The sequence below is a fragment of the Vibrio sp. 99K-1 genome, from assembly GCF_013114585.1.
In the GTDB taxonomy this organism is placed as follows: Bacteria; Pseudomonadota; Gammaproteobacteria; order Enterobacterales; family Vibrionaceae; genus Vibrio; species Vibrio chagasii_B.
This window is the reverse complement of the sequence record NZ_VTXF01000013.1, coordinates 29663-55817: the sequence shown is the minus strand read 5'-3', so window position 1 is coordinate 55817 and position 26155 is coordinate 29663. Positions and strand designations below refer to the sequence as shown.

Sequence of the window (26155 nt, the reverse complement as noted above, 5' to 3'; positions counted from 1 at the left end):
TTATGGAAAGCCCAGTCAGCTCAACAATCAAGCTTTCAGCCCTCTGTATTGCAATAGCCAGTGCGGTTAGTAGCCCTGTGATAGCAGAAGAGAACACATCGCACTTTGACGAAGTGGTGGTGTGGGGAACGAAGGTATCTAGTAACACAGAATCGATCATTGCCGATGATATGTCACTCAAACAAGCTGACCATATGTCGGATCTACTGCGTGAGATTCCGGGAGTTGATGTTGGGGGAACGCACTCGGTGAATCAAAGAATCACGATTCGTGGCTTGAGCGAAACGGATCTCGATATTCGACTTGATGGAGCATCTCAGCACGCCAACATGTTTCACCACATTGGCAACCTCACGCTTAACCCAGATATTTTGAAATCGGCCGATATTCAAGTAGGTAACAACTCAGTCACGCAAAATGGACTCGGTGGTTCTGTGTTGTTTGAAACTAAAGATGCAAAAGACCTGCTTCGTTACGACGAGAGATTCGGAGCTCGTGTTTATGGAGGCTATGCCACTAACGCAAGTCAGCAAGGCTCTTTAACTGTGTATGGCTTACTATCGGATAACGTTGATGCCATGCTCTACAGCCACTACATGAGCCGTGACGATTTTAAGGATGGCGATGGCAATGAAACCTTTGGTTCAGAAGGGGATGTATACAATATTCTAGGTAAGATTGGTTTTGAACCGAGCGACTTGCACCGTTTTGAACTCGCTTATGATCTCTACCGCGATAGCGGCGATTACAGTCCGCGCCCGGATATGTCGGGTGGCGCGAATGAAGGCCTGTCTAACGATATTCTGATCCCAACCGATTACGACCGTGACACCGTCACTGCAAGCTATGAGCTTCGTGGCGATACTCACCAAGGGGACGTGACGCTTTACAACACTCAAACTGAAATTAAGCGCGATGAAAGTGTCATGGCACCACGCTGGCCGTCGAATCGCTTGTCTAACAACACGGCGAAGAACCAAAACTTTGGCTTGAATGCTAAGTTCCAATCGGACTATCGCTTGATGTCGTTTGATAATGTTGCGACCTACGGTTTTGATTACATGGACAAGTCATCAAGCAGTTATTACGGCAGCAGTAAGTTTATGGATGAGTCGGCCATTTCTACCGCGCTTTTTGTTGAAGACCAGTTCTACTTTACTCAAGCCTTCTCGATCACAGCGGGTATTCGCTTTGATGATTATCAGCGTAAAGCAGAGACAGGAAATGACGATTTCGATGACGTAACTTGGTCTCTAGCGACGCAATGGGACGTTACACAAGATTGGACGCTGTTTGCGAGCACACGTTCGTTATTTAAAGGCCCAGAGTTGATGGAGACCTTTATTGCGTATCAAGATGCTGCGTACTTAGCGGATGATATCAAAGCTGAAACAGGGCAGAACACACAAGGTGGCGTGCGTTTCGACAAGCGTATTGATGATCACTTTGTTGGCGCGAACCTAACTGTATTCCAAACCAATATTGATGATTACATTGCCGAAGAGTACCAGCGTGCTAGCCAAAGTTACTTGATTTACAACTTAGGCGACGTGGAGATCAAAGGCTTTGAAGCAAGCTTGTCTTACGGCTACGAGATGTTTAACAGTAAACTTTCTTATGCACGTTCAGATACTAAAAACAAAGACACAGGCGGCGCTGTCGCAGGTGGAAATGGTCGTAGTATTGATATGGGCGATAGCATCACTTTAACACTGGACTATCAATCTGAAGCGTTGGAAACGATTTTTGGTTGGAATTCGATGTTTGTTAAGGATGAAGACAACGTATTTGATGGTCAGCCAATCAAAGAAGGTTACGACGTGCATAACCTTTACGCACAATGGGTGCCATCTACCGTGGACGGATTGTCTGTCACCTTTGGTATCGACAACGTGTTTGACGAGCAATATACCTCACACGCATCTCGTTCAGGTACGGCGAGGGGCTTTACCCTCGATGACTATGAACCTGGTCGTAACTACAAGCTTTCTGCCGCGTATCAGTTCTAGGAATGAGGAACGAAATAGGTTCAGTCAGAGTGACAAACCAGCGGTCGTAGGGAGCCGCGAAGTTTATAATCTGAAGCTGAAGCTATCCGTTTAAGCCATTCGTTGAAGTGAATAGTGAAAACTAAAGCGCCTCTCGAGCAAGGAATCGAGAGGCGCTTTAGTTTTTGATTGCCAGAACGGTTACTCAGGCTCCAAAACACTACTCAATGGGCAGGGATAACACACCACCATTTAGCTCGACTTGCTTAAGCCATTCTTTTGGAATCGCACCGTCTTCTTCGTAGAAACAAGCCGCTAATACTGCGCCAATCACTATTGCCCGCCCACAGCTGTCACCGCCACATAAAATGTTATCTCGAATACCTTGCTTAAAGCTCTGAGCGCCAGCAATGATGCGAATCAGCAAGGGGAATGCGGCACTCAATTCACAATGCAATCCAAATTTCTTTGCCGCGTCAGTTATTGAAAGCTCAGGCTCTGCGAGGGCTTCATCGATTTGATCGTGTATAAACCTGCTGCAGGTCTGTCTTACCATTTCTACGGATTGTAATGGCGAATTACCTTGTATCGCAGCTTGAATCAGTAGGGTGATGGCTTGTGCCCATTCTACTGCTTTATCGTTGTTATTAGTGACTCGAACCGCGCTTTCAACCATTGCTGGTAAGGTGTGAGACGTATAGGTACAAGCCACTAAAGGGATGATTTTTGAAATTGCAGGCAATTGCGTGTCGTCAGCGCCACACGAAGTAATAGGGGCGTTTGCTAATTCTAATTGATGGATGTTCAGCAAGCTCATGCGCGTCGCTTTATCTATGTAACCTTGCCAACTGCCGCCGAAATCAAACCAGAAGCGGAAATGTTTGATGTAACTTGCTTCATCGTAGTGTTGATTGTCGACTAGGCTATCGACCATTGCTAATAGTTGAGCACCGTATTGCGATTGGTCGCCTGCGGATTTTCCTTGGTGAGCAAAATAACCTTTATCTTGATAATCGGATTCGTTTGGCGAACGAAACTCAGGCTCGAAACCCGCTACCTGTATGATCCTCTCTTGATCATATAACCAATGCAGCCCCATAGAGGCAGCGTCCCCAACTAATGCGCCGACAACGGCATAAAATGCTCTTTCTTTATGATTATCCATGTTGGTTTGACCTTTGAGAGAATCCGATGGGATTTAGTATTCAAAGTATAGTGTTTAAATGAAGGGTTTGCTGTGCTTTAGAAGAGAGTTTTGAAACGATTAATCCTGATTGGTCAATGAGTTAAACCAATCAGGAAAAGCTGATGAATATTATAGGCTAAGGGCAAGCAGAGGTTACTGAAGTACCACAGAAGCAACCGAATGACTAGTGCAAATTAGCGGTTGAGATAAGCACTTGAACGGTGCTCTATGGTTCTGAAAATGCGCGAGAGAGTGAAGCATAACGCGAAGTAAACCGCGCCGACAATCAGCCAGATCTCAAAGATCAAACCGGATGAGTTGGCCATCTCGGTGCCAATGAAGGTCATTTCTTGAATCGAAATCAGAGAGACAATCGATGTATCTTTTACCAACGAAATTGCTTGGCCAGCCAAAGGTGGGGTAATCGCGGTTAATACCTGCGGACCAACCACATATCGATATTTTGAGAAGACGGACAAACCAAGTGAGTCCGCAGCTTCCCATTGCCCTTTCGGAATGCTTTCCAAGCCAGCGCGAATCACTTCAGCGATATACGCCGAAGAGAGCAAACCAATACAGATAACGCCAGAAGCTAAGTTTTCCCAAAGGTTGGCAGGGCCAAATAGAAAAGCTTGCAGTTGGTTGATGTCGCCATTGTGTTCACGCAAAAGGGTTTCTAAACCAAGTAAAGGAATCAGTTGGTTAGAGACAAAAAAGTAAAAGATAAACACAAAAACCAGTGGTGGAATATTTCGAACCAATTGGATGAAAAGCAGCGCCGGTGTTTTGAATAAAGCGATCTTAGAGTGTCTTGCTACTCCTAACAGTGTGCCGAAAGAGAGCGCTAACACCATGCTCCATAAGCTCAAACGCAATGTTGCGACCAAGCCTTGGAAGAAATATGGAATATTGCCTTGAGAAGGTGGAATAAAGATTAACGTGAACGCGTCTTCCCATCGCCACTGATAGTTAATGCCGACAGCAGAGCGATAATAAAGCCAACCTGCGAACGCACAAATGATGGAAAACAACACTCCATCTAATAGATTGAGGCGTTGATACCAAGGCTTGGTGTGAAGGTTGGGCTTGGGCGTTGATAATGCGCTAGTACTACTCACGTCATTCCTGTTTAAACAATGATAATTAATATGCTGTGAGAGTGGCTATGAGTTTATAGCTATCTCGGGTGTTTCTTAAAAGGCAGTACCAGCAAGGTACTGCCTTGATTGGTTATTTAGCGTCTAATTAGCTATCAATTACTGACCTTGAGCAATCTGGTCTTGCCAATCTAGAGTAGAGAACCAGTACTCGTAACGCTCTTTCAACCAACCGTCTTCAGTACGAGCTTTGATCCACTCGTTGAAGAACTCAGCTTTGTCCGTTTCACCTAGGCGAACAGCAAATGCCTCGTTACCTTTTGATAGACGTTCATCAAATGGAATGAATAGCGTGTCAGCGTTCTTGATCGCTTCGTGCTCTGGCTTAGGGCTTGAAGCGATAACCGCGTGTGCATTGCCGTTTAGTACTTCTTGGAAAGCTTGAGCGTCGTCATCGAACTGAAGTACTTTCGCTTTCGGGAAGGTTTCACGAGCCACTTGAACTGTGAAGGCACCACGACGAGCTGCAATTTTCACTCGGCGAGAGTCAAAATCAGAAATCTTGCTGAAGCCTTCTGCTAGCTCTTTGTTAGCCGCCAGTTGAACACCAGAGTGAGAGTATGGTTCAGTAAAAAGAACACTCTTAGCGCGCGCTTCAGTGATCGACATACCGCCAATGATTACGTCAAACTTATTCGATAACAGTGAAGGGATAATGCCATCCCATGCTGTCGGTACAAATTCAACTTTCCAGCCTGAATCTTCAGCAAGGCGTTTTGCCACATCGATTTCAAAGCCGACAAGGTCGCCTTGTTTGTTACGCATTGCCCAAGGAACAAAAGTCGACATGCCAACACGTAGGGAACCACGATCGTTGATTTTGTCTAAGTTAGGCGTTTCAGACGCAAGTGCAGGCAAACTTACGGCAAGCGCAAGTAAAGCAGTGATAGCGGTTTTAAATAGCTTCATGCTGATAAATCCTTATTGTGTTCGCCAGTTGGCTCCGAGCTTATGCTCAAGCCAAGCTGCAACGGCAGAAAGTGAAAGTGTAAGTGCAAGATAAATGATCGCCACAGAGAACCAGATCTCAAATGGCATCGCAGTTTCAGAAACAATGTTTCTGGCCTCGGTTGTCAGGTCGAAAATAGCCATGACACTCACAATCGAAGAGTTTTTGATAAGGGAGATCACTTCGTTGGTAAGAGGTGGCAGCGTACGTTGCACCACTTGAGGAAGAATCACATCCCAATAAGTATAGGTCTTTGATAAGCCCAAAGATTGAGCAGCTTCAAATTGTCCTTTAGAAATACTATTTAACCCAGCACGAAATATCTCAGCGGTGTATGCCCCTTGAAAAAGTGCCAAAGCTAAAACAGCTGTGCTAAAGCGATCCAGACCGATTACAGGGCCGAATACAAAATAGAGCAGGTAAATTTGTACCAACAATGGTGTATTACGAATCAATTCCACATAGCTGGTAGCGAGGGTGCGACCAACCACTGAATTGGAGTTTCGCAATAGGGCTGTGGTTAAGCCAATCACCAGCGTTGCAACTAAAGAAATAAGAGAGATATTGATGGTAACGAGTAGTCCTTCCATCAATTCTGCAGGCCACCATTCACCATCTTCATAGAAAGCGATGTAGTCAGGTACTCGATCCCATTGCCAGCTGTATCCCATCGCCTGAGCACCAGAATCGAGGATCCAAACAACGGCTGCCGCAAGCACCACAATTTGTACCAAGGCAGAGAGGGCGGGTTTCACTATCTTCAGCAGCATCAGTAAGTCAGAATCTGATTTAGGAACGCTTGAGTACGTTCGTGTTGAGGATTTTCGAACAGACTTTGTGGTGTATTTGATTCCACGATCTGTCCCTCGTCCATAAAGATGACTCGGTCGGCAACGCGTTTTGCAAAGCCCATTTCGTGTGTCACGCACACCATGGTAATGCCTTCACTTGCCAGTTCGACCATTACATCCAGTACTTCATTGATCATTTCCGGATCAAGGGCAGATGTCGGTTCATCAAATAGTAGTAGTTCTGGCTTCATACAAAGAGAGCGCGCAATTGCTACACGTTGTTGTTGGCCACCTGAAAGCTGAGCCGGGTACTTATTCGCTTGCTCTGCGATGTGTACACACTCGAGATAATGCATGGCGGTTTTCTCTGCTTCTTCTTTGCTTTTTTTGAGCGTGCGAATAGGAGACAGAGTCAGGTTTTCGAGCACAGTAAGATGAGGGAATAAATGGAAGTGCTGAAACACCATTCCAACTTGGCCTGGTGTGTTGAACTTGCAGGGAAGTGACTGTTCTAACACGGAAAGTTCGCCACTTTCGAACGGTTCTAGCTGATTGATACAGCGGATAAGAGTGGATTTACCAGAACCAGATGGTCCGCAAATCACCACAATCTCTCCCTGTTCAATATTAAGATCGATATCCTTTAGGGCATGAAAATCACCATACCACTTGTTAAGTGACTTAAACTTAACCATTTCCTTAAGATTGTTCAAATCGTTGTTCATACCTAGTAAAGAGACAGGTTTACCTTAACAATATAGAAATATGATTGCACATAAAATTAGGAACTTATGAGAATTTAATAGCATCTTGTAGGGCAAATAAAAAGCAGCGCCGGATTAGGACGCTGCTTGAGGGTATACGCAAGGTCAAAGAATTTGGTTCAGTTTCGCTACATAAATTTTTAAATTATCGCGATTTTATTTAAAAACCTGATTTCTTTGCTTTAATTTTAACCATTAATGGATTGCAGACTCTAGAATCTCGCGAGTTTTCTCTAGCGTGATCGCTTGGTTCTCACCAAGTTGTAGGTAGCCGTGTGATTCTAGCTGTGCAATCACATTGTCGATAGCCGTTTCTTTATTCGCCTCGTAGCCATCAAACATGGTTGCTACGTCAAGGCTGTGATAGAAGGCTTCGATAGCGTCGATAGTGCGCTCTGCTAAATCTGCGCCCGCTTCTAGGCCAAATACGTTACGCCCCATCTGCTCTAGCTTAGTGCGTTTCGCTTCAATCTGGTTACGAAGCAGTGAAGGTTGAACGATAGCTAGAGAACGCGCGTGGTCGACATGCCACAATGCAGTGAACTCATGACCAATCATGTGCGTTGCCCAATCTTGAGGAACGCCAGTACCAATAAGACCGTTTAGCGCTTGGTTAGCCGTCCACATTAGGTTTGCACGCCATGTGTCATTGTCACGCTCGTCGTATTGTTTACCCAGTACAAGAAGGTTTTTCAGCAATGTTTCTGCGTATCCGTCTTGAACCATCGCGTTAGCAGGCATAGTGATGTATTGCTCACACACGTGAACCCAAGCATCAACCAGACCATTCACCAATTGGCGCTCTGGTAGAGACTTCATGACATCTGGGTCCATAACTGCAAACTTAGGTTGGACCGCAGGGTTAAGGAAAGCCAGCTTCTCTTGAGTCGCTTTACGAGTGATTACTGCGCCCATGTTTGATTCAGAACCTGTGGCAGGAAGCGTCAGTACCGCACCGATTGGCGTTGCTTCGGTGACTTGGTGCTTGCCTGTTAGGATGTCCCAACCGTCACCGTCGTATTTCGCTGCTGCTGCAACGTATTTCGAACCATCGATTACTGAACCACCGCCAACAGCGATAATGAATTCTACGTTTTCTTCTTTAACGATAGCGACTGCTTTGTCTAATGTTTCTTTGGTTGGGTTTGCTTCAACACCAGAAAACTCAATCCAAGCGTGATCTTTAAGAGCTGCGACTACTTGGTCGTAAACACCGTTGCTTTTGATTGAACCGCCACCGTAGATGACAAGCGCTTTCTTTGAAGTATCAACGGCTTGGCTGATAGCGTTGATTTGGCCTTGGCCGAAGTGAATAACAGTAGGGTTAACATAGGTAAATTGCATCGTCAGTTCCTTGTGTAAAGCTAAAATTTTTATTTTGTTGTAGTGCTCAATTTCTATATTTGCATATTAGTACACGGAATTAGGGGGGTGAAGGTCAATTTCTCCAAACTAATTGCCTATTTCTACATAATTGATATTCTCTTTGGGCTTTTGTGCAAACCAACATCACCCTTTGAATGGAACATCACCTGTTATGAATACACTCGCTCAGTTACTGCAATCTTACGTTGAACTTAAAGGTTGGGATGATCTTGAAGGGATCAGAGAAACAGAGATTGAGGGTGTGTGGTTGTATCGCAGTAGTGGTGGGAATCAGCGCCAACCATTCACTTATCAGTCAGGTATCATCATGCTTGGACAGGGTAAAAAGAATATCTACATAGGCGACAGGCCCGTGACTTACGCGGCTGGTGATTACCTTGTGGTGGGGGTGCCAATGCCACTGGAATGTGAAGCGTTACCGGTTGATGGTGAGCCGTTATTGGGTTTGTCGATCAACATAGATTCTCAGCGTTTACATAGCTTAGTGAAAAAGCTCGAAGAGCAAGGTTTTCTGGAGAGTTACTGTAACAAGCACAAACAGAATTCGAGTGGCTTAGAGTCCACTCGAATGGAAACGGCGATGCTAGAGAGTTTCACTAGGTTGGCGAAGACACTGCATTGCGATATTGAAGCCAACATCTTGGGTGATGCAATGGTGACGGAGATTGTTTATCGCGCTTTAACAGGCTCTGAAGGCCGCGTACTCTTTGATTTAGCCCATCATGATGGCCATTACGCACGCGTCGCCAAAGCATTGTCTAAAGTGCATGAAGAGTATGACCAAACCATTACTGTTCAATCGCTAGCCGATGAAGCGAATATGAGTGTGTCTGCTTTCCATAATGCTTTCCGCAACGTAACTTTCGAGTCACCACTCCAATATTTGAAGAAGGTAAGGCTCAACAAAGCCAAAGAACTGATCCAGTTAGAAGGTCTGCGAATCAGTGATGCCGCACGCCGAGTTGGCTATTCCAGTCCATCTCAATTCAGCAGAGAATTTAAGCGTCACTTTAATACAACACCAAGAGCTGTATAGTTTTCCTTCCTCGAAAATCTATATTCTGAAACAGGTGGTGTTTTTATTAAACATATTATTAACGTGACCATATAAAACACGTTATTTAAAATAATTAGTTAGATAGCCTAAACATTTATGCATGGATATAAGCCCGTAACTTATAAAACTTATCGGTTAAGGGTATTTTAGTGTGAACAAGTTAACAAACACGATCTAAATTTTAAAAGTTACCCATCATATTTTGTGGGAAAGTATTCAATATTGTTGGATATACTTAAAAATAGAGAGAGATGAGTAGTCCTCCAACCTAAGTTACGTGGATAATTAGTCTTTCGATGACTAATTATCCCATAAGTCAATGAATATTAGTTGAGTGATAGTCTGATGCATGTCACGTTCAACCCAAAGTTATTCACCTAACATGGCGCTACTTTAATTATTCATTCCAATACGATTGTTCAATATAAATACGTATTCTTATTCTATTAAAAGGATCACACCGATGAGTAGCGATATCATTAAAATTTCAAGAAATACTGAAAATGCTCCGCTAAACAATGTATCTACACAAACAGTTGCTTTTTCTCATTATAATAACTTTTCTGCTCAATTACCTATTGACCCTAAAACAGGTGAAATAGTCATCGGTGATATTAAAGATCAAGCAATGCAATGTTTGAATAATATTAAAGCGATTGTTGAAAGCATCGACCATGTAATGGATGATGTGGTGAAAATTAATATCTTCGTTAAGAACATTTCCGATATGGAAGCTATCGATGAAGTTTATAAGGGCTTCTTTAGTAATAGCCTTCCGACACGCACTGTGGTTGGTGTTGCCGCTCTACCAATGAGCGATGTGCTAGTTCAAATGGACGCTCTTATCTCAAATGGTGAAGGTACAACACCACAGGCACCATGTGCGTTAGTTAAGGTATCAAGAAACACGGATAAAGCCCCTCAGAGTGTTTTATCGACTCAGACTGCGGCTTTTTCTCACTACAATAATCTTTCGGCTCAATTACCGATTGATGTGAATACTGGTGAGTTGGTTTCAGGTGGAATCACAGAGCAAACAACTCAATGTTTAGCAAACATTAAAATGATTCTAGAAAGCATTGGCCATGTTATGAATGATGTGGTGAAAACCACGATTTACCTAAATGATATCGAAGATGCAGAAAAGGTAAACGAAGCTTGTGCCAAGTTCTTCCCAAGTTATGTTCCGGCGCGAACGGTTGTACAGGCATCTGAATTACCAATGGGCGCTTTAGTACAAATTGATACCTCGGTTTCACATGGCGATGGCACACCGCCACAACTACCAGAGGATACTTGCTTACTGGTTATTGAAGCAAATAACACTGCTGACGCACCATTTATGCCTTATTCACACACCGTTGCTTTCTCTCACTACAATCATATTTCAGGTCAACTTCCTGTAGATCCGAAAACCAATGAAGTGGTTGCTGGTGGTATTAAAGAGCAAGCTGAACAGTGTCTTAAGAATATTAAGGCGATCATTGAAAGTGTTGAACATTGCATAGACGATACGGTGAAAATCAATATTCAACTTAAAGATATTTCAGATATTGACGCGGTAAACGAGGTCTATGCGACATTCTTTAAGGCTGACTTACCGGCAAGAACGGTGGTTGGGGTTTCTAAGATTCCTATGAATGCTTTAATTCAAATTGATGCCGTCGTTTCTAACTGCGAAGGTACACCTCCACAAGACATTGTTGCTTAAACATCGTTACATACATCGATAACAGTGTTGAAATTTCGGCTCTAGTTCCTAACTTGGAATTAGAGCTGATTCAGTTTGAAGGCCTGCGATCAAACGACATTGTATACCGAATAATTCATCACAAGTTGGGCGCGAATGTAAGCGTCACCTCAATACATCACCACGAGCGGTGTAATGCTTCCTATCAGCAATAAAGGTTGTTAAACATGCGGCACTTCATATAGTGCAATCTTGCGCATAATTTTTGATTGACCGAGAAATCTAAATTTTATAAATACCTGTTACTGGATACTAAGATTCTGGAGGAGGTTCATTTGCTCGATTTGTTAAAGAAAGTGGTGCTTATCAATTTGATGGCTGCAATGGTCGTTTATGTGCTGTCGCAGTTTTTTCCTTTCTTTGCTTCTACTCAACTCGTCGACTTCTTATTTTTTGTCGTTATAGTCATTTGGATTTTGGCAAAACTTCTGTGGGAAGGAGGGGTTCATAGCAAAACAACGCGCTTAGATGATCCTATTACAGACAAAGTCTACAAAATGGTCGACGGGCACGATTTTGCTAAAGACCAACAAGAACACTACCGAATGAATTATCATACGGGCTTAGTGTTATTCATTGCTGGCTTACCGGCGTTTATTGCGTGTTTTGTTCTGCAATTCTTTTAAGTACAGGTAAGAGGCAGTAATGCAAGAATATTTAGAACTGGACGTGATGACATTGGAGTCAATTTCAAAAGAAGCGGGCTTTCCAATAGATAGAGATGTGTATTTAGCATCGCGCACCCAATCGATGGAACAAGGACTGCTTGTCGAATATCGGCGACATAATAAGCTAATTGGCTACACCACGTTAAGTGATTTAGGCGATGGCAAGTGGTTTGTCCCTATGTTTGTGGTGCACCCAGACTACAGAAGTAAAGCCGCTTTTCTTGCTCTATTTCGTGGCATTGTAAACATACTGAAAGATCGTGATTCAAGGGTATTAGTAAGCAATGTTTTACGCTTAAATGAACTGTCGGTGCAGTTTCATAAGCGATTAGGGTTTGAAATAACACGTGAGAATCACTTAGGTTATGAGTTTACTCTAGCGTTGACTCCCGAAGTCAAAAGAAAATGGTCTAATTTCGTCGCTGTTACCTAGGGGCCATAAATAATTGTGGTTCGAGTTTGACCTCAAGTATGTGGTGGTTAATATCACCTTTCTATGAATCGCTTCACTATTAACGCTTCTCATCTATCGAGAGTAATCAACAAGGGCATGTATTATGTACAAAGTCGGAATCGTATTATTTGATGACTTCACCGATGTAGACTTCTTCTTGATGTATGACTTATTAGGAAGAACGACAGACTCTTGGGAGGTTAAGGTTCTTGGAACCAAGCCTGAGCATCGCTCACATTTGGGGATGACGGTGAAAACCGATGGCCATTTGAGTGAGGTTGCGCAGCAAGATGTAGTGCTGATCACAAGTGGTTATCGCGGTATTCCGGCTGCATTGAAAGAGCCGGAGTTCATGAACTCATTACAGCTGGATCCGAGCGAGCAGTTAATCGGGTCGATTTGCGCGGGATCTTTTGTGTTGCACGAACTCGGTTTACTTAAAGGTAAGAGGCTTACAACAAACCCGCATGCAAAACCAACATTAGAAGCAATGGGTGGCAACGTTCAAGATCTGCCTTTAGTCATCGAAGGCAATATTGCTACAGCTGGTGGGTGTCTTTCTCTGGTCTACTTAATCGGCTGGGTGGCAGAGCGGTTATTTGATTCAAACAAACGTAGGGCGATACAAAATCAACTCATCCCCGCAGGGCAGTTAGATCTCTTCGAAGACCTTATCTCTGGAACCATCCAGTCCGCAGAGGCTGACAACTTACACAATAAATCACTAGAAGCTGAGCTGAAAGGCGCAGTGGTTTGAATCATCGTCATGGTATTTTTACAAAAAAGCGTTTAACGAGAGAACGAAAAACAAGTTTATGCAATTTCGAATTATTTTAATGTTGTGCCTAGCTCTAATGGGCTGCGCGTCCAATGAAGCTATACAACCTGACCCAACAAGTATCACGTTGTTTTATGGCGAGACATCCATCTCCGCAGGCGTATTAGAAGATAAAACATTTAATTCAGTACTCGCCGATAGGGCTGAAAGTGTGACTTTTTCGGGCTTAGTACGAAAGCAAGACTCTGGCTACTTGGTCGATATGCTTGTGATTCGAGAAACGAAAGAGCCACGTTCGACTCGACAATTAAACACGTCAATTCATATGAAAACTGGAGAGTTAGTAGATGTGGGTGGCGTGAACAACGACATTTTTAGGGTGATTTTGGAGTAACTCGTTTAACGATGTGAATTAACATGATTTTTCGCTTTACCTCAACCTAACTTCAAGTCTTAAGCTTCTCTTAGTTATTCAGAAGGAGCTTATTATGCAAAGTAATTACGTTAAGGAACTCTCCGTTAAAACTTACCAAGAAGCGATTGAGAGAGAGGTCGTTAAATCAAAAGTTCGACCATTTCATACACCGAGTTTTTTCAGTGGTGCTTTGTTATCTATGGCGGTAATGGGATTGCTTTTGGTCACGCCAATACTCTGAGCGATGGTTAACTCCCATCAACCTAGATAGAAACACAGAGAGTTCGAAATCTGAAAAACAGTACTTTAAGGGAGCCTTGTAGAGTTATTTATGGATATATCTATACACTTACTTCAACCAAGTGATGTTGGTCCTCTTTTCGAATTTGAAGTCGAAAATAGAGAGTGGTTTAATCAATTTGTTCCTGCTAGGGATGACAGTTTCTATTCTGATTCAGGGGTTGCCGACCAAGTTACGCGCTTCCTCAAGGAATACCAAAATGGTGAGTTGATCCCAATGCTAATTAAGGACGCTAACGGCGTTATTTGTGGAAGAATCAACGTTCGCGATATCAGCAAAAATGGTGAAAGCGGGGAGCTCGGCTATCGGGTTGGTCGAGCTTTTGGTTCTAAAGGTGTCGCCTCTAATGCGGTCAGAAAGCTGCTAACCTACTTGTCTAAGCACTCATCCCTAAAATATATTGATGCTTATGCATTAGTAGGTAATGTCGGTTCAAATAAAGTACTAACAAATACGGGTTTCGAGCTAGTTGAGCGTGTCCAAAATTACGCAGTATTCAAAGGACAACAACAGAATGCCAACTATTACCGCCAGGCAATATCCGTGTAAGTGGGTATTTGATATCTATTATTTTTCCTATAATCAATGAGATAATAGGCTCGGAAAGATGAGCTCACACCATTGTGGTGCGAAACAATACAGAGGTCAGTTTATGAACATTGTGACAGTCTATAGTGGTAATCAGCAGGTATACGCGAATTTATATCAGGGCTACGCGGCTGAGTTTTCAAAGATTATCGGAGACAAACCAGACGAGTATGGCTTGTTTGAGATTTACCCGACGCTTGGTGATGCCGTAACGGGTTATTTACTCTACATTGATGGAGTTCCTGCTGCATTAACCGCCATTGAAACCAAAGCGCCAAACGAGTTTGAGATTTGTGATTTCTATGTGGTGCCTTATTTTCGAAAAAATAAAGTCGGGAAGCAGTTTATCTCTGAACTGTTTGAACACCTAAAAGGCAGTTGGGAGATTAAGCAAGTATTGGGCGCAGATCATGCTGTTAAGTTCTGGAGAGAAGTCGTTAATGACTACACCTCAGGTAAATATGTGGAAGACCAGTACCAAGACGAAAAGTGGGGCTTGGTAACAAGACAATGTTTCAATCATGATGGTATTGAAGAGTAAAACCTAATGATGAGGTAGAGGTTTGGGACATATATCTTGATTCTAACCTATTAACTTTATAAGTATTACAAGGTGTTATGTGAAATATTTAATGGGCGCTATCTTAGGTGTTCTGTCTTTGCCTACGTCGGCGGAATCGATGGTTATTGTTGACTCGGAAAGAGATCGCCATATACCTGTAGAGATTGTTTTACCTCAGGACTCTGAAAGTTGCACAACGACAGAGCAGTGTGACGTGGCTTTTATTAGTGCTGGTAATCGAGTTCCATTCACCAAATATAGTTTTGTTGGAGAAATGCTCAACGATAGGGGTTACATGACCATTTATGTCGATCACGAACTACCAAGTGATCCTCCTTTATCGAAGACTGGTGACTTGTATGAGACAAGAATTGAGAATTGGACGCGAGGGGCAAAGACTCTCAATGTCCTCCAACATGAGCTAGCGAGTCGTTTCCCTGCTTATGATTTTGACAAGTTAACCTTAGTCGGGCATTCGAACGGAGGCGACATTTCTACATGGTTGAGTAACGAAAATAAAAGTTATGTTTCTCAGTTAATTACGCTCGACCACAAACGAGTCACTTTACCCAAAAGTGAAAATATCCGAGTGCTTTCCATTCGAGCAACTGAATATCCTACCAAAGAGGGTGTACTACCGACTGAATCAGAGCAAAAGCAATATGGTAGTTGTGTTGTTGAGATTCCAGACTCTAAGCATATGGATTTAAGTGATTATGGCTCTAATCTCGCGAAGCAAAGTACGAATGACATTATTGTTGGCTTTTTGGATGGATTAGAGTGCGAAGAGTTGAGAGTAAAAATTGAGTAGAAACATCTAATTCATTAGGGCTTGATATCTGTATTCGGAATAGACGACCGACTTAATCGATTATCGACTTATATATAAGAAGCTGGCAGCGTCCTTCTAGCCAGCTTCGAGTCTTTTTATTTCAAGGTTTAAGGTTACTTCTAGTTACGGCCACTTATAGATTTACGGTTACTTCTGAGGTTTGTTACGTTCGATTACGCTAATCGCGATAGCCAAAAACAGGACATCTTTCACTAGGAAGAAGTTAGTGACTAAGATGCCATCCGATACTTTCCAAGCATTTGGCGTTGTAATCAGGAAGCTAAGTGTCACAACAAAGATAGCCGTCGCAGCAATGCCAGAATAAAATGCGACTTGCGGTTTCTTAAATCCAATCATCAGTCCGATCGCGACAATGATTTCAGCACCACCAACCATATTAGACACGGCTTGGACTGAGAATAAATTGTAAAGCCAGTTCATTGCTGGGTGGTTTGCAATTAAAGGCTCAATCAACATCGCCTCGGTAGGCGTAAACTTATAAATTCCAATCCAAGCTAACACCAACGCGACACCTATCACGCCAAGGTTGTATCCGAAGTTGCTTTGTTTTAAATCATAGGTTTGAACATGCATAAAAGTACTCCATTAATAAGTTCTACACATGACCGCACTAGTGCAAAATTAATTTCACTGTGAGAGTATTACTTCTGTTTATGAATCATTACACTTGGCATTTCAATGTTATATGTATCAATGGTTTATTTGAAGAAAATGAAATGATAGTTTTTATTAAGAGCTTAATACGACGGTACAAGGAGATAAGTTATCAAAGCACTTATATATGATGTATTTAGTGGAGAGTCGGCGAAAGGGAACCCTTGTGGGGTTGTTGAATTAGAGCAATGGTTAGCAGATTCAGAGCTACTAGAAATAACACATCAACTAGCACAGCCTATTACTGCTTTTGTGAAGAAATCGGGAAGTCAGTTCTACATCCGTTGGTTTGGATTAGATGGTGAGATAAACCTGTGTGGTCATGGTAGTTTGGGTGCTGGTACTGATTTGATCGAGCGGTATAAGTTTGAAGAGGTTACTTTAAACAGTGATTATGGACAGGTCGTGATTTCTAGAAAAGACGGATTATCTCGATTGGAACTGCCAAGCTGGAATGGTAAATCTTATGTTGAGCGGAGCGATGCTCCAATTGATTTGTCGGCATTGAATCAGACCGTTGTCGATGTATTCTCGACAAGAGACTTAGTGTTGGTTTTAGATTCAGAGGAAGCTGTAAGGAATTTTGCTCCTGATTTTGAACAGTATAAAAAAATCAATGACCTGCATGCTGTGATGGTGACCGCCCAAAGCTCGGATGACGGTTATGTACTTCGTTATTTTGCACCGAAGATCGGCATTTCAGAGGATTTAGCAACCGGATCTGCGCAATGTTCACTGGCTCCATATTGGTTCGATAAGTTAGGAAAAGACAAACTCTCAGTTCGTCAGCTTTCGAGTGCTGGTGGTTATTTTGAAGTCGAGAAGGGAGCCAACTCTTCGATTGTCGTCTCTGCTAGAGTTGAATGCCGTCAGTGAAAGTGTGTTGAACCTAAGACCGATAGCACGATCTAGTTTTTGTTTTCAATATTAGGGATTTGGATTAGATTACCCTGATGTAGATCCTAACAATAAGAAGAGAATAGCAAGTGAAGATTCATAGAATTAACCCGACCAAGCGTTGGTCTGATGTGACTGTTTTTAATGGTATTGCAAGCTTTGTTGAAGTTGCTGAGTCAGACACATCTGCGGGCATTAAGAGTCAGGTTCAACAAATCTTTGAGCAAGCTGAAGAGATGATGAGCCTGGTAGATAGCGATAAATCTCGCGTATTGTCGGTCACTATTTACCTAACGGATTTTGCTAACTTTGATGCACTCAATGAAGTGTGGGAAGCATGGTTTCCTGAAGGGTGTGCGCCTAGCCGCGCATGTGTGAAAGCTGAACTGGCAAATCCTGAACTGTTGGTTGAAATGTCATTCATGGTTGCCGCTGGGGAAAAGTTTCAATAAGCCGAACTATCGGTAGAAATAAGCTTCGCCGATACAAGTACCGAGCAGATAAAACAAAGCCACTCAGGTGATTCACTTGAGTGGCTTTTTTGTTCGAAACACTAAACCGAGGTTAGTTGGCTTTGGTATTAAGCGATGCCTTGCTCTTTTGCCATCTGTGTCGCGATCTTAGGAGCATGCCATAAACATGGTAGTAAGATGAATGACACAGGAACGGCAGTAATCACTATGAACGACTGCAACGCAGAAATACCGCCAGAGCCCATTGAGATAAGCGCAATGGCTACAGCACCCATGATGATGCCCCAGAAGGTGCGAACTGCTGCGTTTGGCTCTGTGGTGCCTGTCATAACTACACTGATGGTGTAGGTCATTGAGTCACCCGTTGTTACGATGAACGTGGTGGTCAGGATGAGGAACAGAATTGCAATCAGAGTTGGGAACGGCAGTTGCGCAGTAATAGCAAGTAATACCGCAGGAAGGTTGAAGCCTTCGAACGCACTAGAAATTACGCCAGGGTTTTCTAACTCAAACGCTAAACCGCTACCACCAACGATGCTGAACCAGAAACAGGTTACTAGCGGAGCAACGATACTGATAGACACGATCATTTGGCGAATTGTTCGGCCACGTGAGATGCGAGCAATAAAGATTGCCATCATTGGGCCATAACCTAAGAACCAACCCCAGAAGAATACCGTCCAACCACCTAGCCACGCTGAATCTTGTCGGTAAAGCGCCATTGGGATGAAGTTATCGATCATTTCACCCATGCCTTGCAAGTAGCCATCAACGATGAAGCTTGTTGGACCCACAAGAAGGATGTAGCCGATCAGGCATACAGACAAGATGATGTTGTAACGGCTAACCAGTTGAATGCCTTTGTTCACGCCGCTCAATGCAGATAGGGTATACATGGCGATGGCGAATAGAATAACGATGCTCTGCGTAGCAAAGCTGTCTGAGATGCCAAACAGTTCACTTAGCGCATAACTGATTTGAAGACCTAAGAAACCAATTGGGCCGATAGTGCCTGCTGCAACAGCAACAATACTACATGCGTCGACTAAGTTACCAATCCAGCTATTGATCGCTTTGTCGCCCAGTAGCGGGTAAAGCAGAGTACGAGGTTTAAGAGGGAGCCCTTTGTCGTAGTGTAGGTGCATCAGTACGATAGAGGATAAGCCACCTAAGATTGCCCAAGCAAGAAAGCCCCAGTGCATGAAAGACTGAGATAGGGCGTTGAATGCCATTGCTTGAGGATCAGCGTTGCCGTATAGAGGCGGAGCAGAAACGAAGTGAGCAATAGGTTCTGCTGCTGCCCAAAATACACCACCGCCTGCGAGCAACGTACATAGGACAATCGACATCCATTTGAAGGTAGTCATTTCTGGAAGGGCAAGTTTACCCAAACGAACGTGACCTGTGCGTCCTAGTGCAAGCACTAAGCCGATGATGAAGTTGAGTAGTAACAGAACCTGCCAAAGAGCACCGAACCATTTAGTTGAGTAACTAAAGCCGATGTTTACAAGTTCTGACAACACCGAGGTGTTGGTGAAGGCAAGAATGACAAAGAGAGTTAAAAAGCTCCCACTTAGCCAAAATACTGGATTTCCAAGCTCCAGTTTTTCACCCAAAGATTGGGCTTTAGTGAAGTTAATAGAAGTAGATTCTGCGTTGATGTTTTCGTTGGCGACTTGCGTCAAGTTGGACATTATTTCTTCGCTATATTTGGCTCTTTCGAGCCTATGTATTTCTCCCACACTTGCATTGGAAATGTGAGGTTCGTCAAAAAAAGCCGCGATACTATCACAATTGTTAAGAAAAAGTGGGCAAATTTAGAAAAGAAATCAGTTCTACGGCGAAATCACTCCCTTTTGGTTAGTTTTAAAACGAAATTTCAGAACGAATAAATAAAGTAGATATGAATAGAGTTTTGTAATTAAGGATGCGAATTAGGCGATATTTTTTAGCGTACCGAAATAAATTTAATATTAGTTGTTCGTGCAAAATAAGTGTCGACTCATTGCATGCTATAAACAAATTATTGCGAGTCATTTTATAAATATCGAATATTTTAGGTGTTAAATTGGCACTGTTACCTACAGTTGTTTTGCGAAGAAATTTAAGTGATGAGATATATGACACTTAAATTAAGCATCTTGAAACAATAACTTAAGGGACAGCTAACATGCACCTAAACCAAGGAAGAGTGGCCAAGAAGGTTTTTACACTCAGTACTCTCACCGCGTCATGCTTAATGGCGTTCAACAGCTACGCGGCTGTTGATTGTTCAACGTTAGAAGCGTGGGATTCCGCCACGGTGTACACCGGTGGTGATCAGGTTTCACATGACGGCAGCGCGTACTCAGCGAATTACTGGAATCAAAATAACAACCCAAGCCAATTCGAGGGTGACTATGCACAATGGAAAAAGATTGATGTGTGTAGTGGTGGTGGAGGCGGTGGCACGCCAAATGAAGCCCCAACCGCTTCGTTAACAGCACCTACCGCGTCAGATGTAATCGTTGAGGGCGATAATGTCGTCTTAAGTGCAACAGCACTCGATACTGATGGCAGTGTTGCTTCAGTAGAGTTCTTTGTCGATGGAACTTCAGTTGCTGTAGCTACTGCGGCACCATTTGAAGCGGCTTGGGCTGCAACGTCGGGTAACCATCAGGTTTCTGTTGTTGCAACAGATAATGAAGGCGCGGCAAGTGTCGCAAGTGCAGTATCCATTTCTGTTGATTCACTACAACCAGGTAATGAAGCGCCAACAGTATCAGTTTCACTTTCAGCGGCTTCTGTTGATGTCGGTAGCGTGGTAACACTCACTGCAACGGCTGCAGACAGTGATGGTACGGTTGATAAGGTCGATTTTTATGTAGCAGGTTCTCTAGTCGGAACAGCGGCTACAAGCCCGTACACGCTTGACTACACAACCACTCAAGCAGGTACCTTGTCTGTTTACGCCAAAGCGACCGACGATCAAGGTGCAACAACGGATTCAGCGTTAGCTTCTTTAACGGTGAATGGCGCTCCAACGGTGAGTACATGTCGTCCTGATGGCTTGTATCAAACGCAAGGTGTCGATGTTCCTTACTGTACGATTTATGATGATGAAGGCCGTGAGAAAATGGGCGCGGATCACCCTCGCCGTGTGATTGGCTACTTCACCAGCTGGCGTGCAGGAGACGACCCTCAAGCGGCTTACCTGGTTAATGATATTCCTTGGGAACAACTCACACATATTAACTACGCGTTTGTAAGCATCGGTTCAGATGGCAAAGTGAACGTTGGTGACGTAAATGATCCAAATAATGCTGCTGTAGGTAAAGAGTGGCCGGGTGTAGAAGTCGACCCTGCATTAGGATTCAAAGGTCACTTTGGTGCGCTGGCAACCGCGAAGAAAAAACATGGTGTTAAAACGCTAATCTCAATTGGTGGTTGGGCTGAAACGGGCGGTCACTTCGCGACTGACGGAAGCCGAGTTGCTGATGGTGGCTTCTATACTATGACGACCAATGCTGATGGATCTATCAACCACCAAGGCATTGAAACATTCGCGACTTCAGCGGTTGAAATGTTACGTAAATATCAATTCGATGGCCTAGATATTGATTATGAGTACCCAACGTCTATGGCTGGTGCGGGTAACCCATACGACAAAGACTTCATGGAACCGCGTCGTGAGTACCTATGGGCTTCCTACCAAGTGCTGATGAAAGTATTGCGTGAGAAGCTTGATGTGGCGTCTGCTGAAGATGGCAATCACTACATGTTAACTATCGCGGCACCTTCTTCTGGTTACCTGTTACGCGGTATGGAAACATTCGATGTCACTCAATATCTTGATTACGTGAACATCATGTCTTACGACCTTCACGGCGCTTGGAACGACCACGTTGGCCATAACGCAGCCTTGTTTGATACAGGTAAAGATTCAGAACTAGCGCAGTGGAATGTATACGACACAGCGGCTTATGGTGGTATCGGTTACCTGAACACGGATTGGGCTTACCATTACTTCCGCGGTTCAATGCCAGCAGGTCGTATTAACATCGGTGTTCCATATTACACGCGTGGTTGGCAGGGCGTAACAGGTGGTGAAAATGGTCTTTGGGGCCGAGCTGCACTGCCTAATCAATCCGAATGTGCCGCTGGTACAGGTGAAGGTGAGAAGAATAACTGTGGTCACGGTGCGATTGGTATCGATAACATGTGGCATGATACCGACCCTAAAGGAAACGAAATGGGCGCAGGTTCGAACCCAATGTGGCATGCGAAGAACCTAGAGAAAGGTATTTGGGGTTCTTATGCGGACGCCTACAAGCTAGATCCTGTAAATGATCCAACGGATGTTCTAAGAGGCACTTACACGCGTAACTACGACAGCGTGGCGGTTGCACCTTGGCTATGGAATGCTGAAAAAGGCGTGTTCCTTTCTACGGAAGATAAAGAGTCTATCAACGAGAAAGCGGACTACGTTATCGACAAAGAAATCGGCGGCATCATGTTCTGGGAACTGGCTGGCGACTACAACTGTTATGTACTTGATGCAAGTGGCAACCGAACAACGGTTGATACCACAGAGCAAGCGTGTAACAGCGGTAACGGTGAGTTCCACATGGGTAACACAATGACTAAAGCTATCTACGATAAGTTTAAGTCGGCAACGCCATATGGAAACAAAGTCGCGACTGGTGCAATTCCTACCGAAGCACTAGACATTGCAGTATCGGTTGGTGGCTTCAAAGTCGGTGACCAAAACTACCCAATTAATCCTAAGATCACGTTTACCAATAATACGGGGCAAGCACTGCCTGGCGGTACTGAGTTCCAGTTCGACATTCCAGTATCTGCACCAGACAACGCGAAAGATCAATCTGGTGGTGGTTTGACTGTGATTGCTTCGGGTCATACTCGTGCGGATAACATCGGCGGATTAGACGGTACTATGCACCGTGTGGCCTTCACATTACCTGCATGGAAAGAACTGCCTGCTGGTGGTGTATATGAGCTGGATATGGTGTATTACTTGCCAATTTCAGGCCCTGCAAACTATGCCGTTAACGTAGGTGGTGTCGATTATGCATTCAGCTTTGAGCAACCAGATTTACCTTTAGGTGATATCAGTTCTGGTGGCGGTAACCCTGGCGACGGTGGTACAAACCCTGGTACTTGTGATACTGCAGGCTTAACTGTGTACCCAGATCTGCCTCAGAAAGACTGGGCAGGTAACCCAAGCCATGCAAACACGGGTGACCAAGTGGTTCACAACGGTAGCATTTACCAAGCTAACTGGTGGACAAGTTCTGAACCAGGAAGTGATGGTAGCTGGACCAAAGTGTGTTCGTAACCTCGTATTAGTTAATAGCTGATATCAATAATAGGAGTCATTAAAAGTACATTTTCATAATGATGATGAATGGTAGATGTAAATGATTTTGATTATATTTATCAGTCGTTTAGTGTGACTTTAGATGACAATGCAAACGCCGAACTGAAAACAGTTCGGCGTTTTTGTTATAAGTCACAGATTGCACATTGAAAGGCTCTAAAATATAGACATTCGTTCAGTAAAAACATCAATCATGATATAAAACAGTCTGCTTATTAGAAAAATATGAGTGTTACCTAAAATTAGAGATGATGGGGTAATCTTGAAAGTCAGACGTAAATACATTCTTAGCTTCTCAATTGTGCTAGCCGTTGTTTCTCTGCTCCTTTCTGCAGTTCAATTTAATCGAACCCAAAAATCACTATTGGATTCCAATCAGTTCTTCTTTCGTACTATTGTGAATGCGAGCTATGACATCGTCGACACCACAGTAAACGAAGCGATAAAAACCTATTTAAAAGGTATTACGGACACTGTTGCGTCTCACGTGTGGCATGCGGCCGAAGATCAAGAAATTGAACAGATAAGCGAGATAGCCAGTGAGTTGCACATTGGTCAGTCAGGCTATATCTATTTGACGTCTCCGCAAGGTGTTCATCTCTATCACCCTTTTTTGCAAGGAAAAAGGCGAGGACATCTTACCCATATACAAAAACAACTCAATATTGAGTCTGGTATGATCGAATACTTCCACGCCAACCCTCACGAGATAAGTCGACGAGCCAAAGTTGCTTATTCAATAAGACTACCAAGTGGCAATACTTTGGTGGCGACGACCTACAAAGAAGAGTTGATGTATTTGGTTGATCTAGATGCATTAAAAGACAAACTAAGAAAGTACTCTTATGGCGATAGCGGTTATGTATATATCGTCGATTTACAAGGTGAACTAGTGCTGCAACCTAGCGTTGAACATGAGCATTTAAAGGCCTTAATTGACGACTCTTCAGAGTTACTTATCAATAAAGTGGGCACTGAACCCGAAGGGCATTTTAGCTACTCGATTTCTGATTCGAATGGAACAACGAGCAAAAACGTATTTTATAAGTTCTACCCATATTTGAATTGGGTGATTTCAGCTGGGGTTTTAGAACAAGAGCTGAACAAGAACCATAGTTTGTTGCTGTTGAGCTTGGTGACGCTGGTTGTTAGTTTGCTCAGCATTATTGTTGTTTTGGTACTTTACTTACGCCATCGCCACTTAAAGGTACTGGATGTTGCGAGCCTCGATTATCTCACTGGTCTTTATAGCCGCCGAAGTTTCATTGAGCAGGTAAAGCTTAAAATATCTGATAACTCGCCATACCCCTTACAAGGTGTTGGTGTCATTTTGTTGGATATAGACCATTTCAAGCGAGTGAATGACCAATACGGGCATGCAGAGGGCGATAGGGTAATCTGTGCAGTAGCAGATACGTTGAAGCATTTGTCTAGCAAAGACAGATTGATTGCGCGTTATGGTGGGGAAGAGTTTATTTTGGTGACCTTTGATTGCGATGAGCGACAGTTGTTCGAACTGTCAGAAACTTTGAGGAAGAGGATTGAGCAAGTTCAGGGAGTCGTTTCACCTGTGACGGTTAGCGCTGGTTGTTGTTATGCTCAAGTGTTATTCCAGATAGAAGGGACAATCGAAAAAGCCGATCAAGCGTTATACAAAGCCAAAGCGAGTGGGCGTAACAATACCCAAATCTATAAAGAGAACGAATATCGAATTGCTTACCTGTGAGTTCACTCGTCATATTGAGTCTAAAAACATCTATTTAGAACAACACGAATAAAAAAGCCCAAATAGATCGCTCTATTTGGGCTTTTTCAGAATAGTTTGAAATCGCTAGTCGCTAAATTAAGCTTTTGCTTCTTTCATCGCTTCCGTTTTTTTTTCCTTTTGCATTTTTGCAAGGAAGTAGATGTTTACGCATGCGATGAAGCCGTTGGTTGCAACCACTGGCCAAGCGTCAATCATAACGCCGTATGCTGTGAAGAGTGCACAGCCAATAAAATTAAGGACACGCAGGCGAACGATATCTTTCATTGTTAATGAAATTGCGACCATAATAGACGCAGCGTAACCTAAAATCTCAACCATATTGAATTCCATTGTTTGACCCTCTTAAATTTGCCGATACTTTGTCGGTACCAATTCTTCTCTTCATGAGATGATTGAGGAAGCTCCGTGCCTCGAATGGTCTGGTTATGTTTTACGGGGTAGACTATACCAACTCCGTTTTTGTGATTAAACCCCCAAAATAGGTAGAAGTGAAGGTTAGCGATTACGCAAACGTTTAATGCACTTTCTACTAACATAATTACCATTTATGTTGGTGGTTAAATTGATAGTTATTGGTATATAGGTAAAGGCTCTAACCATGATAAAACGATCCATTTGTGCAACAAAAAGCATAAAGACCACTGTGCTTGTGACCTTGATGAGCATTGGTCTGACAGCATGTACTACCCAAGAACAGCCGCCCGTCCATGATTATGGTGTCGTGATCAGCGGCGACTTTGAGTTCATGAAAAATGGCGTATCAACTTATTCATGGCACCCACAATCGGAACAGGTATTCCTTTCTAAAAAGTACAATGAAACTGTGGTTACCGATATGGTGCGTGACGCAATTGAAGCGCAGCTAACGGAAAAAGGGTATCGCTTGGAGTCGGGGGGTGGCATCGGCGATGTGGTAGTTGGATTTGGACTGGCAGAAGAGTCAGAGCTGAATGACAATTCAATTTTCGAGGCGGTACAGCTTTCTACGGGCGTTCCTTTCTATGATGGCAAAGGAAAACTCACTGAAAAAGGTTCATTATACATAGTATTTTCGCTACCAAATTCTCAGATGATCCAATGGCAAGCGTTAGCTCAATCGGGGATTAAGCCTGACCTAGAAGCAAGCGAGAGCAAACAGCGCATTTCTGGCTTTGTTGAGATGCTATTTAGACGCATACCAAAGATAAATTAAGAATGTTTGAACAAGAGAGTATTTTCCTGGTCAATATTAACAGTTGAAAAAATAGACAAATCGCAGAATATACTTTTTTATTTGTAACTAAAGGTACATTTGCGTAAAGCTACGTAAAGTTCGCGCTTCTTTTGCTGGCATTTG

The 26155-nt window shown here is 43.4% G+C and carries 25 protein-coding genes; 16 read left to right on the top strand and 9 right to left on the bottom strand.

The annotated features are described in order from the left end of the window. Window positions 1–2 precede the first annotated feature (2 nt). Window positions 3–2009 (top strand): TonB-dependent siderophore receptor, encoded by a 2007-nt coding sequence (locus F0228_RS11945; protein ID WP_171730751.1) that lies wholly within the window; start codon window positions 3–5, stop codon window positions 2007–2009. 199 nt (window positions 2010–2208) lie between these two features. On the opposite strand, the gene F0228_RS11940 is transcribed toward F0228_RS11945, so the two are convergent. From F0228_RS11940 to F0228_RS11915, 6 genes are all read right to left on the bottom strand, one after another. Beyond that, complete coding sequence (locus F0228_RS11940) at window positions 2209–3153, bottom strand: ADP-ribosylglycohydrolase family protein (RefSeq protein WP_171730750.1); 945 nt, start codon at window positions 3151–3153, stop codon at window positions 2209–2211. 215 nt (window positions 3154–3368) lie between these two features. Further along, window positions 3369–4292 (bottom strand): amino acid ABC transporter permease, encoded by a 924-nt coding sequence (locus tag F0228_RS11935; RefSeq protein ID WP_171730749.1) that lies wholly within the window; start codon window positions 4290–4292, stop codon window positions 3369–3371. A 138-nt stretch (window positions 4293–4430) separates the two neighbouring features. Next, window positions 4431–5240, bottom strand: a complete 810-nt coding sequence (locus tag F0228_RS11930; RefSeq protein ID WP_061030815.1) for a transporter substrate-binding domain-containing protein — start codon at window positions 5238–5240, stop codon at window positions 4431–4433. 12 nt (window positions 5241–5252) lie between these two features. Then, window positions 5253–6050, bottom strand: coding sequence for an amino acid ABC transporter permease (locus F0228_RS11925; protein WP_032553985.1), 798 nt, complete (start codon window positions 6048–6050; stop codon window positions 5253–5255). Then, window positions 6050–6796, bottom strand: a complete 747-nt coding sequence (locus F0228_RS11920) for an amino acid ABC transporter ATP-binding protein (protein WP_032553986.1) — start codon at window positions 6794–6796, stop codon at window positions 6050–6052. Before F0228_RS11920 ends, F0228_RS11925 begins: the two co-directional genes overlap by 1 nt. Window positions 6797–7030: 234 nt before the next feature. Then, on the bottom strand, window positions 7031–8179 hold the full coding sequence (locus tag F0228_RS11915) for an iron-containing alcohol dehydrogenase (protein WP_116871457.1): 1149 nt from the start codon (window positions 8177–8179) through the stop codon (window positions 7031–7033). A gap of 193 nt (window positions 8180–8372) precedes the next feature. Between F0228_RS11915 and F0228_RS11910 the strand changes: the two genes are divergently transcribed. From F0228_RS11910 to F0228_RS11865, 10 genes are all read left to right on the top strand, one after another. Continuing rightward, complete coding sequence (locus F0228_RS11910) at window positions 8373–9257, top strand: AraC family transcriptional regulator (protein WP_105023580.1); 885 nt, start codon at window positions 8373–8375, stop codon at window positions 9255–9257. Between the two features lie 484 nt (window positions 9258–9741). Beyond that, the gene (locus F0228_RS11905) at window positions 9742–10989 is read left to right on the top strand and encodes a RidA family protein (protein ID WP_171730748.1); all 1248 of its coding nucleotides are present in this window, start codon (window positions 9742–9744) and stop codon (window positions 10987–10989) included. Between the two features lie 314 nt (window positions 10990–11303). Next, entirely contained in the window at window positions 11304–11654 is a 351-nt protein-coding gene (locus tag F0228_RS11900; protein ID WP_105058285.1) for a hypothetical protein, read from the top strand. 19 nt (window positions 11655–11673) lie between these two features. Then, on the top strand, window positions 11674–12129 hold the full coding sequence (locus F0228_RS11895) for a GNAT family N-acetyltransferase (RefSeq protein WP_105058284.1): 456 nt from the start codon (window positions 11674–11676) through the stop codon (window positions 12127–12129). Window positions 12130–12253: 124 nt separating this feature from the next. Next, complete coding sequence (locus tag F0228_RS11890) at window positions 12254–12907, top strand: DJ-1/PfpI family protein (RefSeq protein WP_105058283.1); 654 nt, start codon at window positions 12254–12256, stop codon at window positions 12905–12907. 58 nt (window positions 12908–12965) lie between these two features. Then, window positions 12966–13322, top strand: a complete 357-nt coding sequence (locus tag F0228_RS11885; protein WP_105058282.1) for a hypothetical protein — start codon at window positions 12966–12968, stop codon at window positions 13320–13322. Between the two features lie 94 nt (window positions 13323–13416). After that, on the top strand, window positions 13417–13584 hold the full coding sequence (locus F0228_RS11880; protein WP_171730747.1) for a hypothetical protein: 168 nt from the start codon (window positions 13417–13419) through the stop codon (window positions 13582–13584). 90 nt (window positions 13585–13674) lie between these two features. Then, window positions 13675–14193: a GNAT family N-acetyltransferase gene (locus F0228_RS11875; protein WP_171730746.1), complete on the top strand. Its 519-nt coding sequence runs from the start codon at window positions 13675–13677 to the stop codon at window positions 14191–14193. Between the two features lie 103 nt (window positions 14194–14296). Next, window positions 14297–14773, top strand: a complete 477-nt coding sequence (locus F0228_RS11870) for a GNAT family N-acetyltransferase (protein WP_105058845.1) — start codon at window positions 14297–14299, stop codon at window positions 14771–14773. 79 nt (window positions 14774–14852) lie between these two features. Next, the gene (locus tag F0228_RS11865) at window positions 14853–15605 is read left to right on the top strand and encodes an alpha/beta hydrolase (RefSeq protein ID WP_116871463.1); all 753 of its coding nucleotides are present in this window, start codon (window positions 14853–14855) and stop codon (window positions 15603–15605) included. Between the two features lie 168 nt (window positions 15606–15773). Here F0228_RS11865 and F0228_RS11860 read toward each other — a convergent pair whose 3' ends face one another. Next, window positions 15774–16220 carry a DUF417 family protein gene (locus tag F0228_RS11860; protein ID WP_061030823.1) on the bottom strand — a complete coding sequence of 149 codons (447 nt, stop codon included), beginning with the start codon at window positions 16218–16220 and terminating at the stop codon, window positions 15774–15776. 192 nt (window positions 16221–16412) lie between these two features. Here F0228_RS11860 and F0228_RS11855 point away from each other — a divergent pair, with 192 nt between their 5' ends. Together F0228_RS11855 and F0228_RS11850 are read left to right on the top strand one after the other, a co-directional pair. Further along, window positions 16413–17177 carry a PhzF family phenazine biosynthesis protein gene (locus F0228_RS11855; protein ID WP_171730785.1) on the top strand — a complete coding sequence of 255 codons (765 nt, stop codon included), beginning with the start codon at window positions 16413–16415 and terminating at the stop codon, window positions 17175–17177. Window positions 17178–17287: 110 nt separating this feature from the next. Beyond that, window positions 17288–17650 carry a RidA family protein gene (locus F0228_RS11850; RefSeq protein WP_004737330.1) on the top strand — a complete coding sequence of 121 codons (363 nt, stop codon included), beginning with the start codon at window positions 17288–17290 and terminating at the stop codon, window positions 17648–17650. Between the two features lie 128 nt (window positions 17651–17778). On the opposite strand, the gene F0228_RS11845 is transcribed toward F0228_RS11850, so the two are convergent. Continuing rightward, window positions 17779–19365: a BCCT family transporter gene (locus F0228_RS11845; RefSeq protein WP_171730745.1), complete on the bottom strand. Its 1587-nt coding sequence runs from the start codon at window positions 19363–19365 to the stop codon at window positions 17779–17781. A 476-nt stretch (window positions 19366–19841) separates the two neighbouring features. On the opposite strand from F0228_RS11845, the gene F0228_RS11840 reads away from it, so the two are divergent. Both F0228_RS11840 and F0228_RS11835 read left to right on the top strand, forming a co-directional pair. After that, the gene (locus F0228_RS11840) at window positions 19842–23009 is read left to right on the top strand and encodes a glycosyl hydrolase family 18 protein (protein ID WP_171762256.1); all 3168 of its coding nucleotides are present in this window, start codon (window positions 19842–19844) and stop codon (window positions 23007–23009) included. Between the two features lie 304 nt (window positions 23010–23313). After that, a complete protein-coding gene (locus F0228_RS11835; RefSeq protein ID WP_171762255.1) occupies window positions 23314–24777 on the top strand; it encodes a sensor domain-containing diguanylate cyclase in 1464 nt (487 codons plus the stop codon). A 117-nt stretch (window positions 24778–24894) separates the two neighbouring features. Here F0228_RS11835 and F0228_RS11830 read toward each other — a convergent pair whose 3' ends face one another. Then, a complete protein-coding gene (locus F0228_RS11830; protein ID WP_029627241.1) occupies window positions 24895–25149 on the bottom strand; it encodes a YgjV family protein in 255 nt (84 codons plus the stop codon). Between the two features lie 268 nt (window positions 25150–25417). Here F0228_RS11830 and F0228_RS11825 point away from each other — a divergent pair, with 268 nt between their 5' ends. Beyond that, window positions 25418–26011: a DUF4136 domain-containing protein gene (locus tag F0228_RS11825; protein WP_171730742.1), complete on the top strand. Its 594-nt coding sequence runs from the start codon at window positions 25418–25420 to the stop codon at window positions 26009–26011. Window positions 26012–26155: the final 144 nt, after the last annotated feature.

Coding starts and splice junctions, on each gene's coding strand:
- F0228_RS11945 (WP_171730751.1), top strand. CDS start 3: ATGGAAAGCCCAGTCAGCTCAACAATCAAGCTTTCAGCCCTCTGTATT.
- F0228_RS11940 (WP_171730750.1), bottom strand. CDS start 3,153: ATGGATAATCATAAAGAAAGAGCATTTTATGCCGTTGTCGGCGCATTA.
- F0228_RS11930 (WP_061030815.1), bottom strand. CDS start 5,240: ATGAAGCTATTTAAAACCGCTATCACTGCTTTACTTGCGCTTGCCGTA.
- F0228_RS11925 (WP_032553985.1), bottom strand. CDS start 6,050: ATGCTGCTGAAGATAGTGAAACCCGCCCTCTCTGCCTTGGTACAAATT.
- F0228_RS11920 (WP_032553986.1), bottom strand. CDS start 6,796: ATGAACAACGATTTGAACAATCTTAAGGAAATGGTTAAGTTTAAGTCA.
- F0228_RS11915 (WP_116871457.1), bottom strand. CDS start 8,179: ATGCAATTTACCTATGTTAACCCTACTGTTATTCACTTCGGCCAAGGC.
- F0228_RS11910 (WP_105023580.1), top strand. CDS start 8,373: ATGAATACACTCGCTCAGTTACTGCAATCTTACGTTGAACTTAAAGGT.
- F0228_RS11905 (WP_171730748.1), top strand. CDS start 9,742: ATGAGTAGCGATATCATTAAAATTTCAAGAAATACTGAAAATGCTCCG.
- F0228_RS11895 (WP_105058284.1), top strand. CDS start 11,674: ATGCAAGAATATTTAGAACTGGACGTGATGACATTGGAGTCAATTTCA.
- F0228_RS11890 (WP_105058283.1), top strand. CDS start 12,254: ATGTACAAAGTCGGAATCGTATTATTTGATGACTTCACCGATGTAGAC.
- F0228_RS11885 (WP_105058282.1), top strand. CDS start 12,966: ATGCAATTTCGAATTATTTTAATGTTGTGCCTAGCTCTAATGGGCTGC.
- F0228_RS11880 (WP_171730747.1), top strand. CDS start 13,417: ATGCAAAGTAATTACGTTAAGGAACTCTCCGTTAAAACTTACCAAGAA.
- F0228_RS11875 (WP_171730746.1), top strand. CDS start 13,675: ATGGATATATCTATACACTTACTTCAACCAAGTGATGTTGGTCCTCTT.
- F0228_RS11870 (WP_105058845.1), top strand. CDS start 14,297: ATGAACATTGTGACAGTCTATAGTGGTAATCAGCAGGTATACGCGAAT.
- F0228_RS11860 (WP_061030823.1), bottom strand. CDS start 16,220: ATGCATGTTCAAACCTATGATTTAAAACAAAGCAACTTCGGATACAAC.
- F0228_RS11845 (WP_171730745.1), bottom strand. CDS start 19,365: ATGTCCAACTTGACGCAAGTCGCCAACGAAAACATCAACGCAGAATCT.
- F0228_RS11840 (WP_171762256.1), top strand. CDS start 19,842: ATGCACCTAAACCAAGGAAGAGTGGCCAAGAAGGTTTTTACACTCAGT.
- F0228_RS11830 (WP_029627241.1), bottom strand. CDS start 25,149: ATGGAATTCAATATGGTTGAGATTTTAGGTTACGCTGCGTCTATTATG.
- F0228_RS11825 (WP_171730742.1), top strand. CDS start 25,418: ATGATAAAACGATCCATTTGTGCAACAAAAAGCATAAAGACCACTGTG.